At 72.7% G+C, this 25,031-nt stretch carries 21 protein-coding genes and 1 pseudogene; 3 read left to right on the forward strand and 19 right to left on the reverse strand.

All coding sequences use genetic code 11. From position 1 onward, the window contains the following. Both B5D80_RS12380 and B5D80_RS12385 read right to left on the reverse strand, forming a co-directional pair. On the reverse strand, positions 1–1,433 hold a 1,433-nt coding region (locus B5D80_RS12380), incomplete at its 3' end, for a replication-associated recombination protein A (RefSeq protein WP_144081647.1). Between the two features lie 75 nt (positions 1,434–1,508). Further along, positions 1,509–1,721: a hypothetical protein gene (locus B5D80_RS12385; protein WP_067307861.1), complete on the reverse strand. Its 213-nt coding sequence runs from the start codon at positions 1,719–1,721 to the stop codon at positions 1,509–1,511. 129 nt (positions 1,722–1,850) lie between these two features. Between B5D80_RS12385 and B5D80_RS12390 the strand changes: the two are divergent. Then, positions 1,851–2,498, forward strand: a pseudogene (locus B5D80_RS12390) (GNAT family N-acetyltransferase); the annotation flags it as partial. A gap of 38 nt (positions 2,499–2,536) precedes the next feature. Here the strand turns inward: B5D80_RS12390 and B5D80_RS12395 are convergent. The 8 genes from B5D80_RS12395 to B5D80_RS12430 form a co-directional block, all read right to left on the reverse strand. After that, on the reverse strand, positions 2,537–3,949 hold the full coding sequence (locus tag B5D80_RS12395; RefSeq protein WP_088643994.1) for an MFS transporter: 1,413 nt from the start codon (positions 3,947–3,949) through the stop codon (positions 2,537–2,539). Further along, positions 3,946–4,551 carry an ArsR/SmtB family transcription factor gene (locus tag B5D80_RS12400; RefSeq protein ID WP_088643995.1) on the reverse strand — a complete coding sequence of 202 codons (606 nt, stop codon included), beginning with the start codon at positions 4,549–4,551 and terminating at the stop codon, positions 3,946–3,948. Before B5D80_RS12400 ends, B5D80_RS12395 begins: the two co-directional genes overlap by 4 nt. Before the next feature lie 137 nt (positions 4,552–4,688). After that, entirely contained in the window at positions 4,689–5,501 is an 813-nt protein-coding gene (locus B5D80_RS12405; protein WP_088643996.1) for an SDR family oxidoreductase, read from the reverse strand. A gap of 131 nt (positions 5,502–5,632) precedes the next feature. Next, positions 5,633–7,438: an aspartate--tRNA ligase gene (gene aspS / locus B5D80_RS12410; RefSeq protein WP_088643997.1), complete on the reverse strand. Its 1,806-nt coding sequence runs from the start codon at positions 7,436–7,438 to the stop codon at positions 5,633–5,635. A gap of 170 nt (positions 7,439–7,608) precedes the next feature. After that, entirely contained in the window at positions 7,609–8,661 is a 1,053-nt protein-coding gene (locus B5D80_RS12415) for a S1 family peptidase (protein WP_088643998.1), read from the reverse strand. Positions 8,662–9,640: 979 nt separating this feature from the next. Then, positions 9,641–10,576, reverse strand: a complete 936-nt coding sequence (locus B5D80_RS12420; RefSeq protein WP_088643999.1) for an acyl-ACP desaturase — start codon at positions 10,574–10,576, stop codon at positions 9,641–9,643. 73 nt (positions 10,577–10,649) lie between these two features. Next, positions 10,650–11,972 (reverse strand): histidine--tRNA ligase, encoded by a 1,323-nt coding sequence (hisS, locus tag B5D80_RS12425; RefSeq protein ID WP_088644000.1) that lies wholly within the window; start codon positions 11,970–11,972, stop codon positions 10,650–10,652. A 70-nt stretch (positions 11,973–12,042) separates the two neighbouring features. Continuing rightward, positions 12,043–12,762: an MBL fold metallo-hydrolase gene (locus tag B5D80_RS12430; protein WP_088644001.1), complete on the reverse strand. Its 720-nt coding sequence runs from the start codon at positions 12,760–12,762 to the stop codon at positions 12,043–12,045. 261 nt (positions 12,763–13,023) lie between these two features. Between B5D80_RS12430 and B5D80_RS12435 the strand changes: the two genes are divergently transcribed. Together B5D80_RS12435 and B5D80_RS12440 are read left to right on the forward strand one after the other, a co-directional pair. Continuing rightward, the gene (locus B5D80_RS12435; RefSeq protein ID WP_088644002.1) at positions 13,024–13,908 is read left to right on the forward strand and encodes a peptidylprolyl isomerase; all 885 of its coding nucleotides are present in this window, start codon (positions 13,024–13,026) and stop codon (positions 13,906–13,908) included. A gap of 61 nt (positions 13,909–13,969) precedes the next feature. Beyond that, positions 13,970–14,812, forward strand: a complete 843-nt coding sequence (locus tag B5D80_RS12440) for a peptidylprolyl isomerase (protein WP_088644092.1) — start codon at positions 13,970–13,972, stop codon at positions 14,810–14,812. Positions 14,813–14,892: 80 nt separating this feature from the next. Here B5D80_RS12440 and B5D80_RS12445 read toward each other — a convergent pair whose 3' ends face one another. The 9 genes from B5D80_RS12445 to B5D80_RS12485 form a co-directional block, all read right to left on the reverse strand. Further along, entirely contained in the window at positions 14,893–17,325 is a 2,433-nt protein-coding gene (locus B5D80_RS12445; protein ID WP_211291471.1) for a RelA/SpoT family protein, read from the reverse strand. Between the two features lie 279 nt (positions 17,326–17,604). Further along, complete coding sequence (locus B5D80_RS12450; RefSeq protein WP_088644004.1) at positions 17,605–18,171, reverse strand: adenine phosphoribosyltransferase; 567 nt, start codon at positions 18,169–18,171, stop codon at positions 17,605–17,607. 99 nt (positions 18,172–18,270) lie between these two features. Then, on the reverse strand, positions 18,271–19,470 hold the full coding sequence (secF, locus tag B5D80_RS12455) for a protein translocase subunit SecF (RefSeq protein WP_088644005.1): 1,200 nt from the start codon (positions 19,468–19,470) through the stop codon (positions 18,271–18,273). A 1-nt stretch (position 19,471) separates the two neighbouring features. Then, a complete protein-coding gene (gene secD, locus B5D80_RS12460; protein ID WP_211291468.1) occupies positions 19,472–21,379 on the reverse strand; it encodes a protein translocase subunit SecD in 1,908 nt (635 codons plus the stop codon). Between the two features lie 229 nt (positions 21,380–21,608). Continuing rightward, entirely contained in the window at positions 21,609–21,974 is a 366-nt protein-coding gene (yajC, locus tag B5D80_RS12465; protein ID WP_088644007.1) for a preprotein translocase subunit YajC, read from the reverse strand. Positions 21,975–22,094: 120 nt separating this feature from the next. Beyond that, on the reverse strand, positions 22,095–23,159 hold the full coding sequence (gene ruvB, locus B5D80_RS12470; protein ID WP_088644008.1) for a Holliday junction branch migration DNA helicase RuvB: 1,065 nt from the start codon (positions 23,157–23,159) through the stop codon (positions 22,095–22,097). Positions 23,160–23,193: 34 nt separating this feature from the next. Next, positions 23,194–23,796, reverse strand: a complete 603-nt coding sequence (ruvA, locus tag B5D80_RS12475; protein ID WP_088644009.1) for a Holliday junction branch migration protein RuvA — start codon at positions 23,794–23,796, stop codon at positions 23,194–23,196. Continuing rightward, positions 23,793–24,320: a crossover junction endodeoxyribonuclease RuvC gene (ruvC, locus tag B5D80_RS12480; RefSeq protein ID WP_088644010.1), complete on the reverse strand. Its 528-nt coding sequence runs from the start codon at positions 24,318–24,320 to the stop codon at positions 23,793–23,795. The genes ruvA and ruvC overlap by 4 nt, the downstream gene beginning before the upstream one ends. Before the next feature lie 97 nt (positions 24,321–24,417). Continuing rightward, a complete protein-coding gene (locus B5D80_RS12485; protein WP_088644011.1) occupies positions 24,418–25,026 on the reverse strand; it encodes a TetR/AcrR family transcriptional regulator in 609 nt (202 codons plus the stop codon). Positions 25,027–25,031 lie beyond the last annotated feature (5 nt).

Raw genomic sequence — 25,031 nt, forward strand, 5'->3', positions numbered from 1 at the left:
GCCGGGTGCCGGCCGTTGACCACCGGCACCGGACCGTCGGGACGCGTCGCCGGGGCGGACAGCCCCCGGACGATCCGGCGCAGCAGGGGAAGCCGGGCGGCCACCGACCGCTCGGCCCCGTGCCCGCTGGGCCGGTAGTAGTCGGTCCCGACGAGGTCGTCGGGAGCGTACTGCTGGGTGACCACCCCGCGCTGGTCGTCGTGCGGGTAGCGGTAACCCGTGCCGTGCCCGAGCCCCCGGGCGCCGGCGTAGTGCGCGTCGCGCAGCCCGCGGGGCACCGCGCCGCCCCGGCCCGCCCGCACGTCGGCCATCGCCGCCCCGAGGGCGGTGGTCGCCGAGTTGGACTTCGGCGCGGTCGCCAGGTGGATCACCGCCTGGGCCAGGTTGAGTTGGGCCTCGGGCAGGCCGACGTACTCCACCGCGTGTGCGGCGGCGGTCGCCACGCTCAGCGCCGACGGGTCGGCCATGCCGACGTCCTCGCTGGCGAAGATGACCATGCGCCGGGCGACGAACCGGGCGTCCTCCCCGGCGACCAGCATCCGGGCCAGCCAGTGCAGCGCGGCATCGACGTCCGAGCCGCGCATGCTCTTGATGAACGCGCTGGTCACGTCGTAGTGGGCGTCGCCGTCGCGGTCGTAGCGCACGGCCGCCACGTCCACCGCCTGTTCGGTGGTCGCCAGGTCGATCCGGTCGACGCCGAGCGCGGTGGCCGAGGCCGCCGCCGCCTCCAGCGCGGTCAGCGCCTTGCGGACGTCGCCGCCGGCCAGGCGTACCAGGTGGTCCTCGGCGTCGGTGGCCAGGGTGAGCGTGCCGGCGAGGCCGCGCGGGTCGGTCACCGCGCGGCGCAGCAGCGCGCGCACGGCGTCGTCGTCGAGCGGTTGGAGGGTGAGCAGCACGCACCGGGACAGCAGCGGCGAGATGACGGAGAAGTACGGGTTCTCGGTGGTCGCCGCGAGCAGGGTGACCGTGCGGTCCTCGACGGCGGCGAGCAGCGAATCCTGCTGGGTCTTGCTGAACCGGTGCACCTCGTCGATGAAGAGCACGGTCTGCGCGCCGCCGGAGCGGCGCTGGCGGCGGGCGGTCTCGATGACGGCCCGGACGTCCTTGACCCCGGCGGTCAGCGCCGACATGGCCACGAAACGGCGGTCGGTGGCCCGGGCCACCAGGTGGGCGATGGTGGTCTTGCCGCTGCCCGGCGGCCCCCAGAGGATGACCGACAGCGCCGCGCCACCGCCGACGAGCTGCCGCAGCGGAGCCCCGGGGGCGAGGAGGTGCTCCTGGCCGACCAACTCGTCGATGCTCGCGGGTCGCATCCGCACCGGCAGCGGGGCGTCCTGCCCGACGGAGGCGAAGTCGTCGACGCCGACGGAGCCCGCGGGGGCGCTGGGCGCCGCGGCGGGTGCACCGAGGGAGAAGAGGGCGTCGGAATCCATCAGGAAGACAGTACCGGGCGCGGCCCACGACGCCGGAATCGCGCCGTGGGCCGCGCCCGCTGTGATCCGTTGCGGTCAGCCGCGGCCCGGCCGACGGCCCCGGTACCACCGGCCGCCGCCACCGCCGCGCGGGCCGCTGCCGACGCCGGCCAGGTAGAGCGAGAGCAGCAGCAGGCCGATCAGGACCAGCGTGTTCCAGTTGAACAGGTCGGGGGCACCGAAGTTGGTGTTGAGCAGGTCCAGCAGGAGCGCGAAGCCGAAGACGACGGCCGCGAGGATGGCGAGCATGTGTATGTCCTCCGGTAGGGGGTCCCAGTAGGTCGGCCCGGATGTACCCAAACGGTCGACCCGTCAATCTCCATCGTGGAGATCGGTGTCGCCGGAGCCACCCGCCCGACCAGGTTCTAGGCTGCTTGCATGATCGACACCGACCGGGAACTCGCCGGCCGGGCGGCCGTCCTCGCGGCCACCGACCACCACCCGTTCGTCCGGCACGCGGTGCGGCTCGACGACACGCCGCGCGCCTGGGCCCGCGACGGCGCGGTGGCCTGGCTGCTCCCGGCGGCGGAGAACAACCGGGCCGGTGGCGTGCTCGGCCCGGTCGACGCGGCGGTGGAGCTGGTCGCGGCGCTGGTCGCCGACGGGGCCGTCCGCCCGGGGCAGTACCTGCAACTGCCCCGGGCCGACCGGGAGCTGCTGGTCGACCGGTTCGCGGCGACCCGGGTCGACGACTGGGAGTTCCGCTGGAGCACCACCGCGCCACCGCGGCAACCCGGACAGGAGCGGGTGGTCCGCCTCGGTCCGGCGGACCACCCGGCGCTGGCGGCGCTGATCGACGACGCCTTCCCCACCTCCTCGTCGCGCCCGCAGGACCCGACGGTCACCGGCTGGTACGGCATCTGGGACGCCGACCGCCTGGTCGCCTGCGGTGCGGACCGCAGCCGCGGCGACATCGGCTTCCTCGCCGGGCTCACCGTGGCCCGCGACCGGCGGGGGCGGGGGCTGGGCGCGGCGCTGGCCGCCGGGATGACCCGGGCCCTGTTCGCCCGGTACGACCACGTCGCGCTCGGCGTCTACGCCGACAACCTGGCCGCGCTGCGCCTCTACCGTCGGCTCGGCTTCACCGGCACGTTACGGTGTGGCTCGGCTGAGGACGCCGCGCCGGCCGGCTGGACATCCCCGGCCGAGGCCCCGGCCGGGCCGGTCGGGGATCCGGTGTCGACTCCGGCCGGACCGGTCCCGGGTGCGGCCGGACCGGCTCCGGGGGGCGTGGTCGAGGTGGCCCGGCGACCGGCCCACCAGGCGGGCAGGTAGAGCGGGGCGGCCACCGCCAGCGCGACCGCGCCGACCACCATCGCCGTGCCGACCCCGGAGCGGTCGGCCAGGGCGGTGAGCAGCACCGCGCCGAGGGCGAACCCCGGTTGCCCCATCATCGAGTTCAGCGAGATGACACTGGTCCGGTAGGGCCCGTCGACCTGCCGGTGCAGCAGCCCCAGGTGCAGCGGGTTGGACGCGCCGTGCACGGCGTAGCAGGCCAGGTAGGCGACCAGCACCCCGGCCGGCCCGGCGAGCAGCCCCATGCCGAGCACGGTGAGGCCCTGCAGGATCCGCAGCAGCCCGGCGGCGGGGGCGGCGCCGAGCCAGCGCAGCAGCAGCGGGGTGGCCGCCGCGCCGGCCGCCGAGACCAGCCAGGCCGCCGAGTTCGCCGGGCCGAGCAGCGCCGCCGCCCGCTCGGGGTCGCCGACCACGTCGGCGAGCCGGACCGGCAGCAGCGACTCGAAGGTGACCATGCCGAAGCCCCAGAACAGCTCCACCGACACCAGGGCCAGCAGCACCCGGGAGCGGCGCAGCAGGCCGACGGCCTGCCCGACCATCCGGGGCGCCGCCACGACCGAGGCGCGCAGCGCGCCGGCGCTCCGGGCGGGGCCGGTCTCGACCAGCAGGATCAGCAGGACGACCAGGGCGACGGCCTGGAGGGCGGCGGCGACCAGCACCGGTACGGTCAGGGCGCTCACCGGCCCGACCGGTCCGAGCGCGATGAGGCCGCCGCTGAGCAGCGCGCCACCGGCGATGGTCACGCCCGCGACAGTGCCGGCGAAGCCGAGGCCGGGCTCGTAGTCGGCGTCGCGGTCGGCCGCCAGGGTGGACTCGACGTACCAGGAGTCGAGCGGGCCGCTGTCGAGCGCCCGGTAGACCCCCTGTAGGGCCCAGACCAGGAAGAACAGCGCGAACGAGTCGGCCACCGCGAACAGCCCGAGCGACAGCAGGCTCACCGCCCAGGCGGTGACCAGGACCACCCGGCTGCCGAGCGCGTCGGCCAGGCCGCCGGTGGGCAGTTCCAGCGCCAGCACCACCAGGCCCTGGGCGGTGGAGAGCAGGCCGATCTGGGACAGCGTCAGGCCGCGTTCCTGCATCAGCAGGATCATCACCGGGATGGTCAGGCCGGTGGGCAGCCACCGCAGGCCGTAGAGGGTGAGATACCGGAACCGGACCTGGCGTACGGTGAGCGCGCTCATCGGGGCCCCTCCAGCAGCGGGTAGGCGGCCAGGAACACCTGCACCGGGCGGGCCTGCGGGTCGGCGGGCGTCTGTTCCGCCTCGCGGCGGTACCGCTCCAGCACCTGCCACACCTCTGCCGTGAGCGCCTCCAGCCGGTCCGGTGCGACGGTCAGGAAGATGTCGCTCATGCCGATCGCGTCCCGCCACGCGGGGGTCGCCTGGTGTTGGGTGGCGAACCAGCGTTCGGCGTGCTCGACGAGCAGGCGTACCTGGTCACCCTGGATCCACTCGATCGCGGCCCGCGCGTCGGGGTCGTCGTCGAAGTCGGTCGGTTCCCAGTTGGTGATCTCGTGGGCCGCCTGCCACCAGCGCTGTCGGCCGGTGCCCCGGTCGGGGTCCTCGGTGACCAGCCCGACCTCGGCGAGCTGGCGCAGGTGGTAGCTGGTGGCGCCGGTGTTGGTGCCGAGCAGTTCCGCCAGGGTGGTGGCGGTGGCGGGCCCCTGCACCCGCAGCGCGCCGAGCAGCCGCATCCGCAGGGGGTGCGCCAGCACCCGTACCTGCCGCTTGTCGATCCGCACCTCGCGCGGCGCGGGTCGGGGGGTGGGTCCGTCGTTCGCCATGACCGCACAGTACCTGTGCACAGTTTCTATGCACAACTCTTGTGCATAGAAACTGTGCGGCAGAAGGTTTGCGGCAGGGCATGGGGGAAGCCTGGCGTCGGGCCGGGCGGGTCGGAGGGCTGGGCAGGACGGGCGGGTCAGCCGGCGAGGAGCTCGGCGACGCCGCGCAGTCGGGTCCGGAGCAGACCGGCCGCGCGGGAGGAGTCCAGGCGTACCTGCGTCGGGCGGACCAACCCCGACGACCGACCGGTGGCGGTCGTCATCCCACCCGGGTCGAGCCCGTCCCGCCGGGCCACCAGCAACCCCAGTTCCGCCCGGCTGACCGCGTCGGGGCCGGCGACGTTGAGCAGCCCGGCGTACGACGACGTGGCCAGCTCCAGCACGGCGCGGGCCAGGTCGGTCACGTCGATCGGGCAGCGCAGCTCGTCGGTGAACAGGACGGCCCGCCCGGTGAGCGCCTCCCGGCAGAGCCGGATCTGCTTGCTGCCCTCCCCCACGATCAGCGAGGTACGCACCAGCACGGCGGACGGGTCGACCGCCCGGACCGCAGTCTCCGCCGCCGCCTTCGCCGCACCGTAGACGTGGACGGGGCTGGGCGGCTCCTCGTCACCGTAGGGTTCGGGACGTCCACCGTGCAGCGCGTCGCTGGACAGGTGCACCAGCCGCACCCCCACCTCGGCCGCCGCGTACGCGACGTGCGCCGCCCCGTCGGCGGTGACCGTCCAGTCGTCGGCACGGTACGCGGTCCCGACGACGACGTCCGGGCCCACCTCGGCGACGAGTCGGCGCACCGCGTCCCGGTCGGTCACGTCCAGCCGGCGTGCCCCGACACCCGGCACGGCGATCTCACCGCGGTGACTGGTCCCCACCACCGACCACCCGGCAGCGACCCCCCGCCGGCACACCTCACCCCCGAGAAACCCGCTCCCGCCCACCACGAGCATCCGCATCCCACCACTCTCCCGTAACGATCAAGAGGTTTGCGTCACCTCGGCGAGCGATGATGACGCAAACCTCTTGATCAACGATGCTAGGTGGGCCGGGTCGGGCTCCGGGTGGGGCCGGGCTCCGGGTAGGTGGGTCAGACCGGGTCGGCGACCGGGGCGGCCGGGCCGGCGGTGCCGGTGGACGCGGCGGCGGCGGGCTTGGGCTTGGCGTCGATGCCGGCCTCGGTGCGCTGCTGGGCGGTGATCGGGGTCGGGGCGCCGGTCAGCGGGTCGAAGCCGCCCCGGGTCTTCGGGAAGGCGATCACCTCGCGGATCGAGTCGGCCCCGGCCAGCAGCATGCAGACCCGGTCCCAGCCGAACGCGATGCCGCCGTGCGGCGGGGCGCCGTACTTGAACGCCTCCAGCAGGAAGCCGAACTTGTCCTGCGCCTCGGCGGGGGTGATGCCGAGCAGGTCGAAGACCCGCTGCTGCACGTCGCCCCGGTGGATACGGATCGAGCCGCCACCGATCTCGTTGCCGTTGCAGACGATGTCGTACGCGTACGCCAGCGCCCGGTCCGGGGCCTCCTCGAACCGGTCGACCCAGTCGGCGTTCGGCGAGGTGAACGGGTGGTGCACGGCGGTCCAGCCACCCTCGTCCGTGCGCTCGAACATCGGCGCGTCGACCACCCAGCAGAACGCCCAGGCGCTCTCGTCGACCAGCTTGGCCCGCTTGGCGATCTCGATCCGGGCCGCGCCGAGCAGCTCCTGCGCCTCCCGGGTGTCCGTGCTGGCGGCGAAGAACACCGCGTCGCCCGGCTTGGCCCCGACCGCGTCGGCGAGCCCGCCCAGGTGCTCGGCGGAGAGGTTCTTGGCCACCGGCCCGCGCGCCTCGCCGGTCTCGGCGTCGAGGACCACGTACGCCAGGCCCCGCGCGCCGCGCGCCCTGGCCCAGTCCTGCCAGCCGTCCAGTTCCTTGCGGGTCTGCGCCGCGCCGCCCGGCATGACCACCGCGCCGACGTACCCGCCCGCGTCGATCGCACCGGCGAACACCCGGAACTCGGTGCCGCGCAGGTAGTCGGTCAGCTCGGTCAGCTCGACGCCGTAGCGCAGGTCGGGCTTGTCGGAGCCGTACCGGGACATCGCGTCGTGCCAGGTGATCCGCGGGATGGGCCGGGAGATCTCGTGGCCGGCCAGGTCCTTCCAGAGCGCCGCGACGATCGCCTCGCCGAGGTCGATCACGTCGTCCTCGGTGACGAAGGACATCTCGATGTCGAGCTGGGTGAACTCCGGCTGCCGGTCGGCCCGGAAGTCCTCGTCGCGGTAGCAGCGGGCGATCTGGTAGTACCGCTCCATGCCGCCGACCATCAGCAGTTGCTTGAACAGCTGCGGCGACTGCGGCAGCGCGTACCAGCTACCGGGCTGGAGCCGGACCGGGACCAGGAAGTCGCGGGCGCCCTCGGGGGTGGACCGGGTCAGCGTCGGGGTCTCGATCTCCAGGAAGTCCCGCTCGTGCAGCACGGTGCGGGCGAGCTGGTTGGCCCGCGAGCGCAGCCGCATCGCCTTCGCCGGGCCGCTGCGGCGCAGGTCCAGGTAGCGGTAGCGCAGCCGGATGTCGTCGCCGGCCTCGACCTGGTCGTCCACCGGCAGCGGCAGCGGCGCGGCCTCGGAGAGCACCTCCAGCGCGCTGGCGGTCACCTCGATCTCGCCGGTGGGCAGCTCCGGGTTCTCGTTACCCTCGGGGCGGCGGGTCACCTCGCCGGTGACCTTGACGCAGAACTCGTTGCGCAGCGCGTGCGCGTCCTCCTCGCGGAACACCACCTGGACCACGCCGGAGCCGTCGCGCAGGTCGACGAAGATGACACCGCCGTGGTCGCGCCGGCGGGCGACCCACCCGGCGAGCGTCACCGTGGTGCCGGCGTCCGTCGCGCGCAGGCTGCCGGCGTCATGGGTACGGATCACGACTTGCGTCTCCTCATCTGCGGTACGGCTGTTCCCCCGCATTGTGTCAGCCGCCCGGCCCGCCCGGTTGCGGGGTGAGCAAGGCCCCGCCCACCTGCCGGGGACACGCGAGCGGGCCGCCGGTGTCCCGACGGCCCGCTCCCGGGTGGATCAGATGCTGCTGAGGTGGATCAGATGATGCTGACGCCGTAGACGCTCAACGGCTCGGTGACCGGCTGGAAGTAGGTGGTGCCGCCGGAGGTGCAGTTGCCGCTGCCGCCGGAGGTGAGGCCGAGCGCGCTGGTGCCGGCGAAGAGCGAGCCGCCGCTGTCGCCCGGCTCGGCGCACACGGTGGTGCGGATCAGGCCGGAGACCGAACCCTCGGCGTAGTTCACCGTGGCGTTGGTGGCGGTCACCGAACCGCTCTTGACGCCGGTGGTGCTGCCGGAGCGCCGCACGCTCTGGCCGACGTAGGCGTTGGCGGCACCGGTGACGTCCTGGTAGCTGCCGTTGTAGAGGTAGACGTTGCCGGTCGCGTTGGCGGAGTTGCTGTGCCGCACGATGCCGTAGTCGTTGCCCGGGAAGCTGGTGCCGGTACGGGTGCCGAGCACGCTGGTCTGGCCGGAGTTCGAGTACCAGGTCGAGCCGATGTTGGTGCAGTGCCCGGCGGTCAGGAAGAAGGTCTGACCGGCGCTGTTGCGGACGTTGAAGCCGAGCGAGCAGCGGCCGCCGCCGGTGTAGATCGCCTGACCGCCGGAGATCCGGGTGCTGAGCACACCGGCCTCGGCCTCGACCCGGACGGCACCACCGGTGCGCGCGGCGGCGGCCTTGACCCGCGCCAGCTTGGCGCCGGTGACGGTGCTGTCGACCGAGACGACGACCTGGTTGGTGGCCGCGTCGGTCCACCAGGCGGTGCCGGGGATCTTGGCCGACCGCTCCAGCTCGGCGGTGGCGGACCGGAGCTGCGCGGCGCCCCGGGTGACCAGCTTCGGGGTGGCACCGGCGGCGCGGACCTGCTTGGCGGCGGCGGTGTCGGTGACGGTGACGACCATCTTGCCGCTGGCGTCGGCGTAGGTGCCGGCGGCGCGGTCACCGAGACGCTCGGCCAGGCTGGCGGCGGCGTCGGGGGATGCGGGCGAGGCGGGGGCCGCCTGGGCGGGGGCACCCATGAGCGCGCCGGTGACCAGGGTTCCGGCCATGGCGACGGCGGCGGCGTGGCGGAGTGAGGACCTCGTGGGTCGCATGCAACAACCTCCGGAAGGGGGTGACGGGCAGCGTCATGGAGACGCACCCGGGGACAACCCGGCCGACCTGGGGAAACCGGCCGAGTGACTGAAGTATTCACATATTTAAGATCGTAAGCAAGACATGCGTTTGCCCGGATTCACCCCACCAGCGGTTATGACGCTCAGGCAACACCGTGGACACATCCATGTCAGACCCTCCGCCGACACACCTCCGCCCCACGGACGGCCGGGCGGACGCGGCCACCGCCGCGGGCCCGGCGCACGCGGCCCCGCCCCCGTCCCCGCGCCCGGTCCGGCAGGCACCACCGCTCCCGCTCCCGCAGGCGCCGCCGCCGATCCCGCCGACGCACCGACCGGGGACCGGCCCACCCCCGCACCGCCCGACGAGCCCCGGTGGCACCGGCCCGACCACGGCCACGACGGCAGGCCACGCGCCGGTCGCAGACCAGGACGTCTCGCGCCCGCAGGCCCGGCGGCGGCAGGGAACGAACGCCCTCGACACCCGTCACCGAAAGTCACCGCCAGTCGACCCCACCGCCTGAAGGTCGCCCCCTTTGCTCTGCTGCCCCCACCGCAACAGTCACCCCGGGTAGCCACCCATCAGGGAACCGGCGAACCGCACGCCGCAAGGATCAGCAGCTCAGAACGGTGTCGCTTCCATGGCAGCAGAGCAAAGCGCGGAAGGGCGGGAACACGAGGAAGGCGTACCAGTCACGGGAAGTCACGACAGGCGATCCATCACCGGCTGTGACCGATGTCGGGGGACGGACGGGGCATCCGGGGCCGCGCAGACCCGGGCGACGCGGCGGCGGCGGGGAGATCCGCCCCCAACGGCGCGGCACGCCGACCGCCCGCCGCACGGCACACCCGACGAGCCCGGCGCAGGGGGCGGCGACGTGGACGCAGCACCCACCCGTGCCTGCGAGCCGGAGCGGGCAGGCACGGGTGTGGTGAACCGTCGGAGAGGGCGGTCAGGTCAGGCGCGGGCGGCCAGCTTGGCGGCGCGGGCGTCGCGCTTCTCCTCGAACCGGGACGCGGCCTGCTCCAGTCCGTCCAGGTGGGCGGCGATCCGCTCGCGGGCGGCCTCGCCCTCGGCACCCAGGCCGGCGACGTTGAACACGTCCCACTGACGCAGCACCGGGGCGACCACGTCGTCGCGGTGCTGACGCAGGTCGTAGATCCCGGCCAGGGCGATCGTCACCGACTTGCGGGTGAAGCCCTCGATGCCGACGCCGGGCATCTGGAAGTCCTCCAGCACCTCGGCGATCGCCCGCATCGTCTGGTCGGGGGCCACCTCCAGGGCCGCCCCGAGCAGGTTGCGGTAGAAGACCATGTGCAGGTTCTCGTCGGCCGCGACCCGGCTCAGCAGCGCCTCGCAGACCGGGTCACCGGTGATCCGGCCGGTGTTGCGGTGCGAGATCCGGGTGGCCAGTTCCTGGAACGACACGTACGCCAGCGAACGCAGCATCGACGAGTCGTGCGAGTTGCTGTAACCGGCGGTCATGTGCACCATCCGGGCCCGCTCCAGGGCCACCGGGTCGACCGCCCGGGTCACCGTCAGGTAGTCCCGGATCGCGGTGCCGTGCCGGCCCTCCTCGGCCGTCCACCGGCCCACCCAGGTCCCCCACGCCCCGTCCGGCCCGAACAGGCTGGCGATCTGGTGATGGTACGAGGGCAGGTTGTCCTCGGTGAGCAGGTTGACGATCAGGGCCGTACGGGCCACCTCGGGCAGGGTCGAGTCCCCCTCCGACCACGCCTCGCCGCCGAGCGGGCCGTCGAAGGTGCGCCCCTCGCTCCACGGCACGTACTCGTGCGGGAACCACTCCTTGGCCATCGACAGGTGACGGTCGAGGTTCTTGGCGACCACGGGTTCGAGTTCGTGCAGCAGCGCGGTCTGGCTCAGCTCGGTCACAGGGGCCCTCCCTACGGTGGCGTAACTTACGCCACCGTAGGTCCCCGTCGGCGTACGCGCCAGTAACCCGGGCTCAGCCGATCACCGGCGTCAGGTCGGCAGGCGGCGGCGACCACCGGTCCGCCGACGCGTCCACCTGCTCGCCCGAACGGATGTCCTTCACCTGGTGACCATCGCCTCCCGGGAACCACACGTACGGGATGCCACGCCGCTCGGCGTACCGGATCTGCTTGCCGAACTTCGCCGCGCTCGGCGACACCTCCGTCGGCACGCCCCGCGACCGCAGCGCCTCCGCCACGGCGTTGCTGGCCGCCCGCTCCTCCTCGGCCGCGACGGCCACCAACACGCAGGTCGGCACGCTACGCGAGATCGACAACGCCTCGGCACCGAACAGCAGGCCGAGCAGCCGGGTCACCCCGATCGAGATCCCCACCCCCGGGTACGACACGCTCCCGGCGCTGGCCAGGTTGTCGTACCGGCCGCCGGAGCAGATCGAGCCGAACCGCTCGTAGCCGACGAGCTGGGTCTCGTAGACGGTGCCGGTGTAGTAGTCCAGGCCCCGGGCGATCCGCAGGTCGGCCACGCACAGCCCCGGCGCGTGCGCGGCGGCAGTCTCCACCACCGCGACCAGCTCGGCGACGCCCTCGTCGAGCAGCGGATCGCGCACCCCCAGGGCGTGCACCGCGTCGGCGAACGACGCGTCCGGGGCGGAGATGCCGGCCAGCGCCAGGCAGGCGTCGGCCTGCGCCGCGCTCGCCCCCGCCGTCTCGGCCAGCAGGTCGGCCACCTTCGCCGGGCCGATCTTGTCCAGCTTGTCGACCGCGCGCAGCGCCGCCTCCGGGTCGGTCAGCCCGATGCCCCGGTAGAAGCCCTCACAGATCTTGCGGTTGTTCACCTGGATCAGCACCGGCGGGATGGGCAGCGACCGCAGCGCGTCCCCGATCACCAGCGGCATCTCGGCCTCGTAGTGCGCCGGCAGGGTGTCCCGGTCGACGATGTCGATGTCGGCCTGGAGGAACTCCCGGTAGCGCCCCTCCTGCGGGCGCTCGCCCCGCCACACCTTCTGGATCTGGTAGCGCCGGAACGGGAACTGGAGCTTGCCGGCGTTCTCCAGGACGTACCTGGCGAACGGCACGGTCAGGTCGAAGTGCAGCCCGAGCGCGTCGTCGCCGGCCGGGCCGTCCGCGTCGGCCTGCAACCGGCGCAGCAGGTAGACCTCCTTCGAGGTCTCCCCCTTGCGCAGCAACTGGTCCAACGGCTCCACCGACCGGGTCTCCAGCGGGGCGAACCCGTACAGCTCGAAGGTGTGCCGGATCCGGTCGAGGACGAACTGCTCGATCATCCGCTGCGAGGTGGTCCATTCCGGGAAGCCGGAGATGGGCGTGGGCTTGCTCATGACGTACTCCTTGCGGGTCCGCGCCGGGCGCGGGGGGATCGACAGGTCCGCGCGCGGCGCGGAGGAACGACTAGAGGCCGCGGGTGGGCGCGGCCGGGCGCGCACCACCCGGGTCGGCCAGGTCGGCGAGGTACGGGTTGCGCGCCCGCTCCCGGCCGATGGTGGTCGCCGGGCCGTGGCCGGGCAGCACGACGGTGTCGTCGGCCAGCGGGAGGACCTTCTCCCGCAGGCTGGTCAGCATCCGGGGCATGCTGCCGCCCGGCAGGTCGGTGCGGCCGATCGAGCCGGCGAAGAGCACGTCACCGGAGAGGCAGACCTGCTCGGCCTCCCAGGGCGAGCCGGCGCCGGGCAGCCGGAACAGCACCGACCCGCCGGTATGGCCGGGCGCGTGGTCGACGGTGATCTCCAGGCCGGCCAGCGCCAGCGTCGCCCCGTCGGTCAGCTCCGCGACGTCGTCGGGCTCGGTGTACGGCAGCCGGCCGCCGAACACCGCGGTGAGGTCCATCGACAGCGCCTTGGTCGGGTCGGCCAGCAGCTCCCGGTCCTCCGGGTGCACGTACGCGGGGATGCCGCGTGCGCCGCAGACCGGCGCGACGGAGAAGGTGTGGTCGAGGTGGCCGTGGGTGAGCAGCACGGCGGCCGGGTGCAGGCGGTGCTCGGCGAGCACGGCGTCGAGCCGGTCGAGCACCCCGATGCCGGGGTCGACCACCACGCACTGCTCCCCCGGCGCGGTCGCCACCACGTAGCAGTTGGTGCCGAAGGCGTCCGCGGGAAAGCCGGCCACGAGCACGTCCGCTCCCCTTCCGTCTCAGTCGTCCGTCTCCTGGGCAGCCTAGTCGTCGGCGCGATCCGTTATCCGTGCCCACCCGTACCAGGGGCCTCGTACGGCACAGTGACGCACTTTGATAAACCCAGGCCGGCCCTCGTACACCACTTTCACAGCAGGTACCCGTACACTCTGGCGGGCGTGTGGCGTGGCGCACCTGCGGGCACGACGGGCGCGCACGGCCCGACCGCCGGTGACGACCAGGGTAGAGGAAGGGGAGCACGGGTGGCTTCCAGCAGGGACCGGCAGCGCAAGCTCGCGCGGGAGAAGCTCGACCGGCAGTTGGCCCGGCGGGCCGCCGCCGCCCGACGGCGTCGGCGCATCCAGGCCGGGGTCGGTGCGGCAGTGGTGCTGGTGCTGATCGTGGCCGGCGCGGCGTGGGGGCTGGGCGCCTTCGACCGGGAGCCGGAGCAGAAGGCCGCCGAGGACGTCTGCCTCTGGACGCCGCAGGACGCCGCCGCCAACACCAACCTCAAGGACGTCGGCACCCCGGCCACCAAGGATCTGCCCACCACCGGCGTCCGCACGATGACCATCGACACCGACCAGGGCGGCCCGATCACCGCCGAGCTGGATCTCGCCGGGGCCCCCTGCGCCGGGGCGAGCATCGCCCACCTGGCCGGGGCGTCGTTCTACGACAACACCAAGTGCCACGAGATCACCACCGAGGGCGCGCTGCGCTGCGGCGACCCGAGCGGCACCGGCCTGGGCGGCCCCACCTACTCGTTCTACAACGAGAACGTGCCGACCGCGCCCGAGGCGAGCCCCTCGGCCAGCCCGCAGCCCGGACAGCCACCGACCTACCCCAAGGGCACGGTCGCGATGATCGGCAACCCGCCGGGCGCCAACGGCAGCCAGTTCCTGCTCTTCTTCAAGGACTCCAGCCCGGCCCAGCCCGCGTACCCGATCATCGGCCGGATCACCGGCGGCCTCGACGTGGTCGAGAAGATCGGCGCCCTGCCGACCGTGGACAACGGGGCGGGCGCCAAGGTCAAGCCGAAGACCGACGTGGTGATCCGCAAGCTCACCGTCGGCGAGGCGCAGGCCGCCCCGGCACCGGCGACCGGCTCTCCGGCCGCGTCCCCGGCGGCCAGCCCGAGCGCCGGCTGAGCCGGCCCACAACCCGTACCTGCGGCCCCGCCGCGCCAGAGAAAGCCCAGGAGGAGTGACCGTGACGTCCACGAGAGAGCGGCAGCGCGCGGCGGCGCGGGCCCGACTTGAGCGGGAGATGGCCGAGCGTTCGGCCAAGGCCCGTAAGCGCCGGCAGACGCAGGCGATCGTCGGGGCCGCCGCGATCCTGGTGCTCGTGGTCGCCGGCACCGTCTGGTTGGCGACCAGCCTCGGTGGCGACGACGACGACAGCAAGCAGCAGGCCGCCGGCACCGAGGGCTTCTCGCAGTGCACCTACACCGAGACGCCCAAGGAGGGCCGGCCGGCGCAGGTCAAGGACGTCGGGCTGCCGCCGAACCAGCAGGCCAACAAGGGCACCCAGACCATGACGATCGACACCAACCTGGGCCCGATCGTCGCCAAGATCGACCGGACCAAGGTGCCCTGCACCGCCGGCAGCTTCACCCACCTGGCCAGCAAGGGCTTCTTCGACAACACCAAGTGCCACCGGCTGGTGACCGAGGGCATCAAGGTGCTCCAGTGCGGCGACCCGAGCGCGACCGGCAAGGGCTGGCGGCAGACCGACGGCACCGGCGGGCCGAGCTACGGCATGGCCGAGGAGAACCTGCCGACCGACAAGCGGCCCCCCTACCCGGAGGGCGTCATCGCGATGGCCAACTCCGGGCAGCCGGGCAGCACCGGCAGCCAGTTCTTCATCGTCTACGGCGACTCGCAGCTCGACCCGAACTACACCGTGCTGGGCACCATCACCGGCGGCATGGACCTGGTCAAGCAGGTCGGGGCGGCCGGCGACGACAAGGCGTTCGCGCAGCAGGCGGGGGGTGGCCACCCCAAGAAGGAGGTCACCATCACCAAGCTGACGATGAGCGACATCGAGAGCTGACCCGCACCGTACGACAAGCGCCCGCCGGCTGAGCCGGCGGGCGCTTGTCGTGTCGGGTGCCTGCGGGGCGTGGCTGCCGGTCAGGCGCCGGAGGTGACCCGGTAGGCGTCGAAGACCCCGTCGACCTTGCGCACGGCGGCCAGCAGGTGCCCCAGGTGCTTCGGGTCGGCCATCTCGAAGCTGAACCGGCTCACCGCCACCCGGTCGCGGGTGGTGGTGACCGTCGCCGACAGGATGTTGACCCGTTCCTCGGAGAGCACCCGGGTGACGTCGGCCAGCAGCTTGTGCCGGTCGAGGGCCTCCACCTGGATGGCCACCAGGAACGTCGAGGCGGAGGTGAGCTTCCAACTGACCTCCACCACCCGCTCGACCTGGGCCCGCAGGTCCTCGGCGTTGGCGCAGTCGTCCCGGTGCACGCTGACCCCGCCGGAGCGGGTGACGAACCCGAAGACCGAATCCGGGGGCACCGGCGTGCAGCAGCGGGCCAGCTTGATCCAGACGTCGCTGACGCCCCGCACCACCACCCCGGGGTCGCTGCTGTTCTGCCGGCTGTGCGGCGGACGGGTGGCGACGGCGGTCTCGGCGATGTCCTCTGCCGCGCCCTCCTCGCCGCCGTACGCGGCCATCAGCTTCTGCACCACCGACTGCGCCGACACCTGGCTGTCGCCGACCGCCGCGTAGAGCGAGGCGACGTCGGCCAGGTGCAGGTCCCGGGCGATCGCCATCAACGCGTCGGAGGTGAGCATCCGCTGCAACGGCATGCCCTGCTTGCGCATCGCCTTGACGATCGAGTCCTTACCGGCCTCGATCGCCTCCTCACGGCGCTCCTTGTTGAAGTACTGGCGGATCTTGGTACGCGCCCGGGGACTCTTGACGAAGCTCAGCCAGTCCTGCGTCGGACCCGCCGTGTCGGACTTCGAGGTGAAGATCTCGATCACGTCACCGTTGGACAGCGTCGACTCCAACGGCACCAGCTTGCCGTTGACCCGCGCCCCGATGCACTTGTGCCCCACCTCGGTGTGCACCGCGTACGCGAAGTCCACAGGCGTCGAGCCCGTCGGCAACGGGATCACGTCACCCTTCGGGGTGAAGACGTACACCTCCTGGCTGGACAGGTCGAACCGCAACGCGTCGAGGAACTCCGACGGGTCGGCGGCCTCCCGCTGCCAGTCCAGCAACTGCCGCAGCCAGGTCATCTCGTCGATGTGCGCCGGCGGGCCCACGATCTGGGTGCCCTTGTGCTCCTTGTACTTCCAGTGCGCCGCGATACCGAACTCCGCCGTGCGGTGCATCGCGTACGTGCGGATCTGCATCTCCACCGGCTTGCCGGTGGGCCCGATGACCGTCGTGTGCAACGACTGGTACATGTTGAACTTCGGCATCGCGATGTAGTCCTTGAACCGGCCCGGCACCGGCTGCCAGTTGGCGTGGATGACCCCCAACGCCGCGTAGCAGTCCCGCACCGTGTCGACCAGGATCCGCACCCCGACCAGGTCGTAGATGTCGTTGAAGTCCCGCCCCCGCACGATCATCTTCTGGTAGATCGAGTACAGGTGCTTCGGCCGACCCGTCGTCTCCGCCTTGATCTTGGCGGCCTTCAGGTCGGTGCCGACCTTCTGGGTGACCTGCTTGAGCAGCGACTCCCGCTGCGGCTGGTGCTCACCGATCAGCCGCAGGATCTCCTCGTACCGCTTGGGGAACAGGGTGCCGAAGGCCAGATCCTCCAGCTCCCACTTGATCGTGTTCATGCCGAGCCGGTGGGCCAGCGGGGCCAGGATCTCCAGCGTCTCCTTGGCCTTCTGCTCCCGCTTGGGCGCCGGCAGGAAGGACAGCGTGCGCATGTTGTGCAGCCGGTCGGCCAGCTTGATCACCAGGACCCGGGGGTCCTTCGCCATCGCCACGACCATCTTGCGGATCGTCTCCGCCTTGGCCGCGTCGCCCAGCTTGACCTTGTCCAGCTTCGTCACACCGTCGACGAGCAGGGTGACCTCGGGGCCGAAGTCGGCCCGCATCTGGTCGAGGGTGTACTCGGTGTCCTCGATCGTGTCGTGCAGCAGGGCCGCCACCAGCGTGGTGGTGTCCATCCCCAGGTTGCCCAGGATGGTCGCCACCGCCAGCGGGTGCGTGATGTACGGGTCGCCGGACTTGCGGTACTGGCCGGAGTGCCAGCGCGCGGCGGTGTCGAAGGCCCGCTGGAGCAGCCGGGCGTCGGCCTTCGGGTGGTTCTCCCGGTGGCTGGCGATCAGCGGTTCGAGGACCTCGCTGACCTGCGAGGTCTGCCACGGGGCGTTGAACCGGGCCAACCTCGCCCGGACCCGACGACCGGTCGGGGCGTTGGAGAGCGCGAAACCGGCGCTCGGCGACGGGTCGTCGTCGAGCGACGACCCCACCGCCAGGCCGTCGGGCGTGCCGCCGACGTCGTCGCCGGCCCCCGTCGGGCCGGCCGCCGGATCGTTCTTCCGAGCGGTCACCGCGCCGTCAGCGTCGCCTGTCGGGTGCACCGTGCCCTCCACCGGAGGGACGACATCGTGGGACACCGGCCTCCTCACCGATCGCCGGGACCACGCCGACCGTACGGCCGACGCCTGTCTTGCCGAACCGGCCGTCACGCCGGCGTGTTCCCCGCCGGCCGCCGTCGGGCCGAGGGCACTGCCCGCCGGCCCTACGGCCGGCACCTGACCACCGCCCGGACGGGTGACCGTCCGGTCAGCAATGGGCAATGCTACCCGCACGGTAGGTGCCGTGCCGCTCCGCCGGACGGTCCGTCCCAGGTCGGCGGGACGACCCAGGAATCAAACGGTCAGCAGGGCATGGACCGGACGCCCGGCGAGCCGTTCCCGCCCGCCCAGGAAGCCCAACTCCAGCAGCACGGTGAACCCGGCCACCGTGCCGCCGGCCCGCTCCACCAGGCCGAGGGTCGCCTCGGCGGTACCGCCGGTGGCCAGCACGTCGTCGACCACCAGCACCCGGTGCCCGGCGGTGAAGGCGTCCTGGTGCACCTCCAGCGTCGCCTCGCCGTACTCCAGGGCGTAGGAGGCCGCGTACGCCGGCCGGGGCAGCTTGCCCGCCTTGCGCACCGGCACCACCCCCAACCCGGTCGCGTACGCGATCGCCGCGGCGATCACGAAACCCCGGGCCTCGATGCCGACCACGATGTCGAAGTTGTCCCGCCCGTGGTGGTCGATGATCCCGTCGATCACCTCGCGGAACACGTCGCCGTCGGCGAACAGGGGCATCAGGTCCTTGAACATGACCCCGGGCTTGGGGAAGTCCGGCACGTCCAGCACCCGGCTGGCGACCAGCCGGGCCACCTGCGGGCCGCTGTCTCCGCGTACACCGGTGCTGTGGGTCTCCGTCACGGTGGTCGGCTCTCCTTCGATACGACGACGGCGTCCGTCACGCTGCTCGCACAGCATGACGGACGCCGTCGATTTGATGGGGGGCGGGTCGCCCGTCGGTCAGCGCCGCTTCGCGCCACCGGGCCGGTTGCCGCCGCCCCCGGCGGGACGGCCGCCCCGGGCACCGGCCGACCGCTTGGCCGCCGGACGGGCGCCGACCTTCGGCGCGCTGCCGGCCAGGGCCGCCGCCTCCGGGTCGATCGGCTCGTCGCCGGCCTCCTCGGCGGCGGCCTGCCGGGCCGCACCGCGCGGGGTGATCTCGCCCCGGGCGATGGCACCCCGGCGGGCCAGCACCCGCTTGGTGTGCGCGTCGATCCGCGGGTCCTGGTTCTTGAGCAGCACCAGCAGCGGGGTGGAGAGCAGGATCGAGGTCAGGAACGCCATCGCCATACCGACGAACAGCACCAGGCCCAGGTCCTTCAGGGTGCCCGCGCCGAGCAGGCCGGCACCGATGAAGAGCAGACCGCCGACCGGGAGCAGGGCGACCACCGAGGTGTTCAGCGACCGCATCAGGCTCTGGTTGAGCGCCAGGTTGGCCGCCTCGCCGTAGGTCTGGTTGTTGTTGGCGGTGATCCCCCGGGTGTTCTCCTGGACCTTGTCGAAGACCACCACCACGTCGTAGAGCGCGAAGCCCAGGATGGTGAGGAACCCGATGATGGTCGACGGGGTGACCTCGAAGCCGACGAGCGAGTAGATGCCGGCGGTGAGGATCAGGTTCATGAACAGCGAGACGATCGCGGCGACCGCCATCCGCCACTCGAACCGCAGCACCAGGTAGGCCGCCACCACCAGGACGAAGATGACCAGGCCGAGCAGCGCCCGGGAGGTGACCTGGCTGCCCCAGGCCTCGCTGACCTGGCTGCCGCTGATCTGGTCGGCGTTGATGCCGAACTCGTCGGCCATCTTGGCCTTGACGGCGTTGGCCTGGTCGGCGCTGAGCTGCGAGGTGCGCAGCTCGTAGTACTCGCCGCTGGTGCTGCCGACCTTCTGCGCGGTCACCACCTCGGCGCCGCCGCCCTCGGCCGCCAGCGCTTCGTTGACCTTGTCCTCGGTCTGCTCCAGGGTGCCGACGCTGGCCGGCACCTGGAACGAGTTGCCGCCGGCGAACTCGATGCCCAGGCTGAAGCCACGCACCGCGAAGCTGAGCACGGCGACCAGCACCAGCGCACCGGCGACGGTGAACCACAGCTTGCGCCGGCCGACGATGTTGAGACCGGCCTCGCCCCGGTAGAGCCGGGACGCCAGACCACTCTTAGCCATCTCAGGCCTCCTTGACGCGCGGGTTGCGGGCGGTGCCCGGCTCGGCCGTACGGGGTGGCAGCGCCCGACCGAGGCCGCTGACCCGTGGCGACAGGAACGCCGGGGTCCGGGCGAACATCGTCATGATCGGGTGCCGGAACAGGAAGACGACCACCAGGTCGAGCACGGTCGCCAGGCCGAGGGCGAAGGCGAAGCCCTTCACCGTGCCGACCGAGACGATGTAGAGGACCACGGCGGACATCAGGGTGATCGCGTTGGCCGAGATGATCGTCCGGCGGGCCCGGATCCAGGCCCGGGGCACCGCGCTGCGTGGGCTGCGCCCCTCCCGGATCTCGTCCTTGAGCCGTTCGAAGTAGATGACGAACGAGTCCGCCGCCACACCGAGCGAGACGATCATGCCGGCGATGCCGGCGAGGGTGAGGGTGAAGCCGATCGACCGGCCGAGCACCACCAGCGCGCCGAAGACCAGCAACGCGGAGAGCACCAGGCTCAGGAAGATGACCGAGCCGAGCAGCCGGTAGTAGAAGAACGAGTAGATGATGACCAGCAGCATGCCGATGCCGGCGGCCAGCAGACCGGCCCGCAGGTGGCTGTCGCCCAGCGTCGCGGTGACGTTCTGCTGCTCCTGCGGCACGAAGGTGACCGGCAGCGCGCCGTAGCGCAGCTGGCTGGCCAGCGCGTTGGCCGACGTGTTGTCGAAGCTGCCGGTGATCTGCGAGTCGCCGGTGAGCACGCCCTGGATCTCGGGCGAGGAGACGATCTCGTTGTCCAGCACCACGGCCACCCGGCACTTGCCGTCCTGGCCCAGGGCGGTCTGGTCGCAGCCGCCGCCGGTGTTGTTGAACGCCTCCCGGGTCAGCTCGGTCCACTTGGACTGGCCGTCGCCGGTGAAGTTCAGGCTGACCACCCAGGTGCTGGCCTGGTCGAGGACCGCGTTGGCGTCCTTGACGTCGGTGCCTACCACCTTGGCCTGGTCGAGCAGGTACTTCGCCGCGCCACCCTCACAGGCGACCGCCTGCTGCTTCTCGTCCTTGATCGACGCGGGGGGCCGCTTGTCGAGCTGGGCGCAGGTGATGGTCGGCACGTTGAACTGCATCTGCGGGGTCAGTACCGCGACCTCCTGCGGGGAGAGCGTGCCGAACGGCTTGAACGTCTCCGCCAGGGCCGGGTTGGTGCCCAGGTCGGCCGGGGCCTGGAGCCCGCTCGCGGCGGCCCAGGCGGCCGCGCCGACCTTCTTCTCGACGGCCTTGCGCTGCTCCTCGATGCTCTGCGGCACCGGGGCCTCGCTGGCGCTGGGCGAGGCGGCCGGGGCGCTCGGCGAGGCCGACCCGGACGGGGTGGCGCTGGCGCTCGGCGCGGGGGCGCCGCCGCCCTGCCCACCGGCGCTCGGCGAGCCGGACACCTTCGGCGACGCACTCCCCGACGGGGCCGGCGAGGCGCTACCGGACGGGGCCGGCGACGCGCTGCCGGACGGGGCCGGGGTCGCCGGGGCGGCGACCGCGCCGCTGCCGTCGGCGGCCTTGAGCACCTTGCGGAACCGCAGCTCCGCGGCGCTGCCGACGTCGGTCAGGTCGCGGTTCTCACCGGGCAGGGAGATGACGATGTTCCGGTTGCCCTCGGTGACCACCTCGGCCTCGGCCACGCCGTAGGCGTTGACCCGGCTCTCGATGATCTGCCGGGCCTCCTCCAGGTTGGCCGACGTCGGGGGCTTGCCGTCGATGCTGTTGGTCGCCTCCAGCGTCAGCCGGGTGCCACCGATCAGGTCCAGGCCGAGCCGCGGCTCCAGCCGGTCCTTCCAGCCGCCGCTGGCGCCGCCCGAGAAGAACACCAAGGAATAGAGGACGACGAAGATGAACCCGAGCACGGCGAGCTGCCGCCCGGGGCGCATCTGTCCCTGAGGTGGTGCCACGGCTGTCTGTCTCCCTGTAACGGTCGCGCCGCCGGCGCAGCGGCGACGAGGTCGGAGCGGGGTTCCCGCCCCGACGTGCTCTGCGCGGGCCACTCCCGACCGACGGCACGGCGTACCACCGCCGACGTGGTGGCGTCGGGCGGACGGTGCGGGTGCCGACCCTGGGGACCGGCCCACCTATCCAGTTGTCCCGCCGCTGCCCGCCCGTGGTGCCGGACGGGTGGCGGCTTCACTCCTTGACGGCTTCCGCGCCCTCGGTGACCGGCTCGTCGGCCTCGGGGCGCTCGGCCCGGGTGACCACCCGGGCGATGGCCGGACGGGCGTAACGGGTCTGCACGCCGGGGGCCACCTCCAGCAGCACGGTGTCGTCCTCGACACCCACGACCGTGCCGTAGAGCCCGCCGATGGTGACGACCTCGTCACCGGGGCCGAGCGCGGACTGCATGGCCTCAGCCTCGCGGCGGCGCTTCTGCTGCGGCCGGATCATCATGAAGTACATGACCCCGAAGAGCAGGGCGATCATGAGGATCGGCGTCAGACTGCCGGCGCCTCCGCCGGACTGTGCTGCGTAAAGCACGGTGTGCGACCTTCCCATTGGCCCCCGCCACGGCACGTGCGCGCCGGAGCGGAGGCGGATATTCACATCCTGTACAGACCGCGGCGAGTCTAATCCCTGCACCTGGGAACGCCGAATGCGGCGCAGATCACGTTCAGATCACGGTGGATCGGGCGCGTTCGAGAAGAGATCGGGCACGGCGGGGGCTTCCACACCGAATGTACCATTTGGCGGGGTGCGGCCGAGGTGTCGCCAGGCGGCCTCGGTGGCCACCCGCCCCCGGGGCGTACGGGCCAGCAGCCCGGCGCGGACCAGGAACGGCTCGCAGACCTCCTCCACCGTGTCCGGCTGCTCCCCCACCGCCACCGCCAGGGTGGACAGGCCCACCGGGCCACCCCGGAACGAGTCGACCAGCGCGGTCAGCACCGCCCGGTCCAGCCGGTCCAGGCCGAGGGCGTCCACGTCGTACACGGTCAGGGCGGACCGGGCGGTCTCCAGGGTGACCACGCCGTCGGCCCGGACCTCGGCGTAGTCGCGCACCCGGCGCAGCAGCCGGTTGGCGATCCTGGGCGTGCCCCGGGACCGGCCGGCGATCTCCACCGCCCCCTCCGGGGTGATCGGCACGCCCAGGATGCGCGCCGAGCGGTGCAGCAGCGCCTCCAGGTCGGCCGGGGAGTAGAAGTCGAGGTGCGCGACGAAGCCGAAGCGGTCCCGCATCGGGCCGGTCAGCAGGCCGGACCGGGTGGTCGCGCCGACCAGGGTGAACGGCTCCACGTCGAGCGGGATCGCGGTCGCGCCCGGCCCCTTGCCGACGATCACGTCGACCCGGAAGTCCTCCATGGCGCTGTAGAGCAGTTCCTCCGCCGGTTTGGCGATCCGGTGGATCTCGTCGATGAACAGCACGTCGCCCTCGGCGAGGCTGGTCAGGATGGCGGCGAGGTCGCCGGAACGCTCGATCACCGGCCCGCTGGTCACCCGGATACCGGAACCCAGCTCGGCCGCCACGATATTGGCCAACGTCGTTTTACCGAGGCCAGGAGGCCCCGACAGGAGGATGTGGTCGGGTGGGGCGCCGCGCCGCATCGCGCCCTGCAACAGCAGGTCGAGCTGGTCGCGGACCCGGTGCTGGGCGATGAACTCGTCGAGCCGCCTCGGCCGGACGCTGACCTCCGCGTCCCGCTCCGCGTCGTCGGCGTACGCCGAGACCAGGCCGTCGCCGCTCATGCCGGCCGCCCCGACCGCGACCGTGCCACGCCGGTCACCGGGTCCGGCCGAGCAGTCGGATGGCCTGCTTGAGCAGGACCGGCACCGGCGGGGTGGGCCCGTCCACGGTCTCCGCCACGGCGGCCACCGCCTGGTCGGCCTGACCGGCTGTCCAGCCGAGCCCGACCAGCGCCTGGCGGACCTGCTCCGGCCAGGCCCCGGCGGTCACCCCGGCCGCGCCGTCGGGCCCCACCGGCACCGGGCCGATCCGGTCACGCAGCTCCAGCACCAGCCGTTCGGCGCCCTTCTTGCCGATCCCCGGCACCCGGGTCAGGGCGGCGGTGTCGGCGTTGGCGATGGCCTTGCGCACCGCGTCCGGAGTGTGCACGGCAAGCACCGCCTGGGCCAGTCGCGGGCCGACCCCGCTGGCCGTCTGGAGCAGCTCGAACAGCTGCTTGGCGTCGTCGTCGGCGAAGCCGTAGAGGGTGAGCGAGTCCTCCCGGACCACCAGGCTGGTGGCGAGCCGGGCCGGCTGGCCGACCCGCAGCTCGGCCAGGGTGCCGGGGGCGCACTGCACGGCCAGGCCGATCCCTGCGACCTCGACCACCGCGTGGTCCGGGCCGGTCGCGGTCACCGTGCCGCGCACGCTGGCGATCATCGTGCTCCTCCTCGTCGTACCCGGTCGGCGGCCTCGGCCAGCTTGGAGCGGGTGCCGCCGCGCCACACGTGGCAGATGGCCAACGCCAGGGCGTCCGCCGCGTCGGCCGGCCTGGGCGGCTCGGCCAGCCGCAGCAACCGGGTGACCATCGTGGTCATCTGCTTCTTGTCGGCCTGACCGGAGCCGGTCACCGCCGCCTTGACCTCGCTGGGGGTGTAGGTCTGCACCGGCAGCCCGGCCCGCGCCCCGGCCAGCACGGCGATGCCGCTGGCCTGGGCGGTGCCCATCACGGTGCGCACATTGTGCTGGCTGAACACCCGCTCCACGGCGACCGCGTCGGGGCGGTGCTCGGCCACCAGGTCGGTCAGCGAGCGGTCCAGATGCAGCAGCCGCAGCGACAGGTCGTCGGTGGGATCGGTGTAGACGACGTAGTAGGCGACGAGCGTGCAGGGACGGCCCGGCACCCCCTCGACCACGCCGACCCCGCACCGGGTCAGTCCCGGGTCGACGCCCAGCACGCGCACGCCGCCTCCTTGGGGCCCCTCGACAGTACGGGTGTTCGACACCCTACTGGTCCACCCCGACACGCCGGTCGGCGGACACGCCGCCCGGCGGTGGGGCTCAGCGGGCCCGCAGGCCGTCGAGCACGCCGTCGACGACGTTCTCGGGGAGCAGCCTGTCGTCCAGCTCCGGGTGCCAGCGCATCAGCCGCTGGATCAGCATCGGCCCGGTCAGCAGCGCCATCGCCACCTCGATGTCGAGGTCGGCGCGCAGCTCGCCGGTGGCCACGCCCCGGCGGAGCACCTCCCGCATGATCTTCCGGCGGGGTTCGATGATGTTCTGGTAGAGCTGGAAGTGGTCGGGGCTGCGGTTCACCTCGGGCACCAGGCACGGCATGATCCGCTCGGCCCGGGGGTCGACGTTGTGCCCGACGGCCCCGACCAGCAGCACCAGGTCGTCGCGGACGGAGTGCCCGGCCGGCTGGGCGACCACCCCCTTGAGCCGGCGCAGCGCGTCCATCAGCAGGGCGTCCTTGCCGGGCCAGCGGCGGTAGATGGTGGCCTTGCCCACCCCGGCGCGGGTGGCGACCGCCTCGATCGACAGCGCCTCGATGGTGCTGCCCTCGGCGAGCAGGTCGAGGACGGCCTCGATGATGGCCTCGTCCGCGCGGGTGCTCCGCGGTCGCCCGGGCGACCGCGGAGCATCGGCGGTGGGTTTCAGGTCGGACATCGTTC

The organism is Micromonospora wenchangensis, from assembly GCF_002210435.1.
GTDB classification, from domain to species: domain Bacteria; phylum Actinomycetota; class Actinomycetes; order Mycobacteriales; family Micromonosporaceae; genus Micromonospora; species Micromonospora wenchangensis.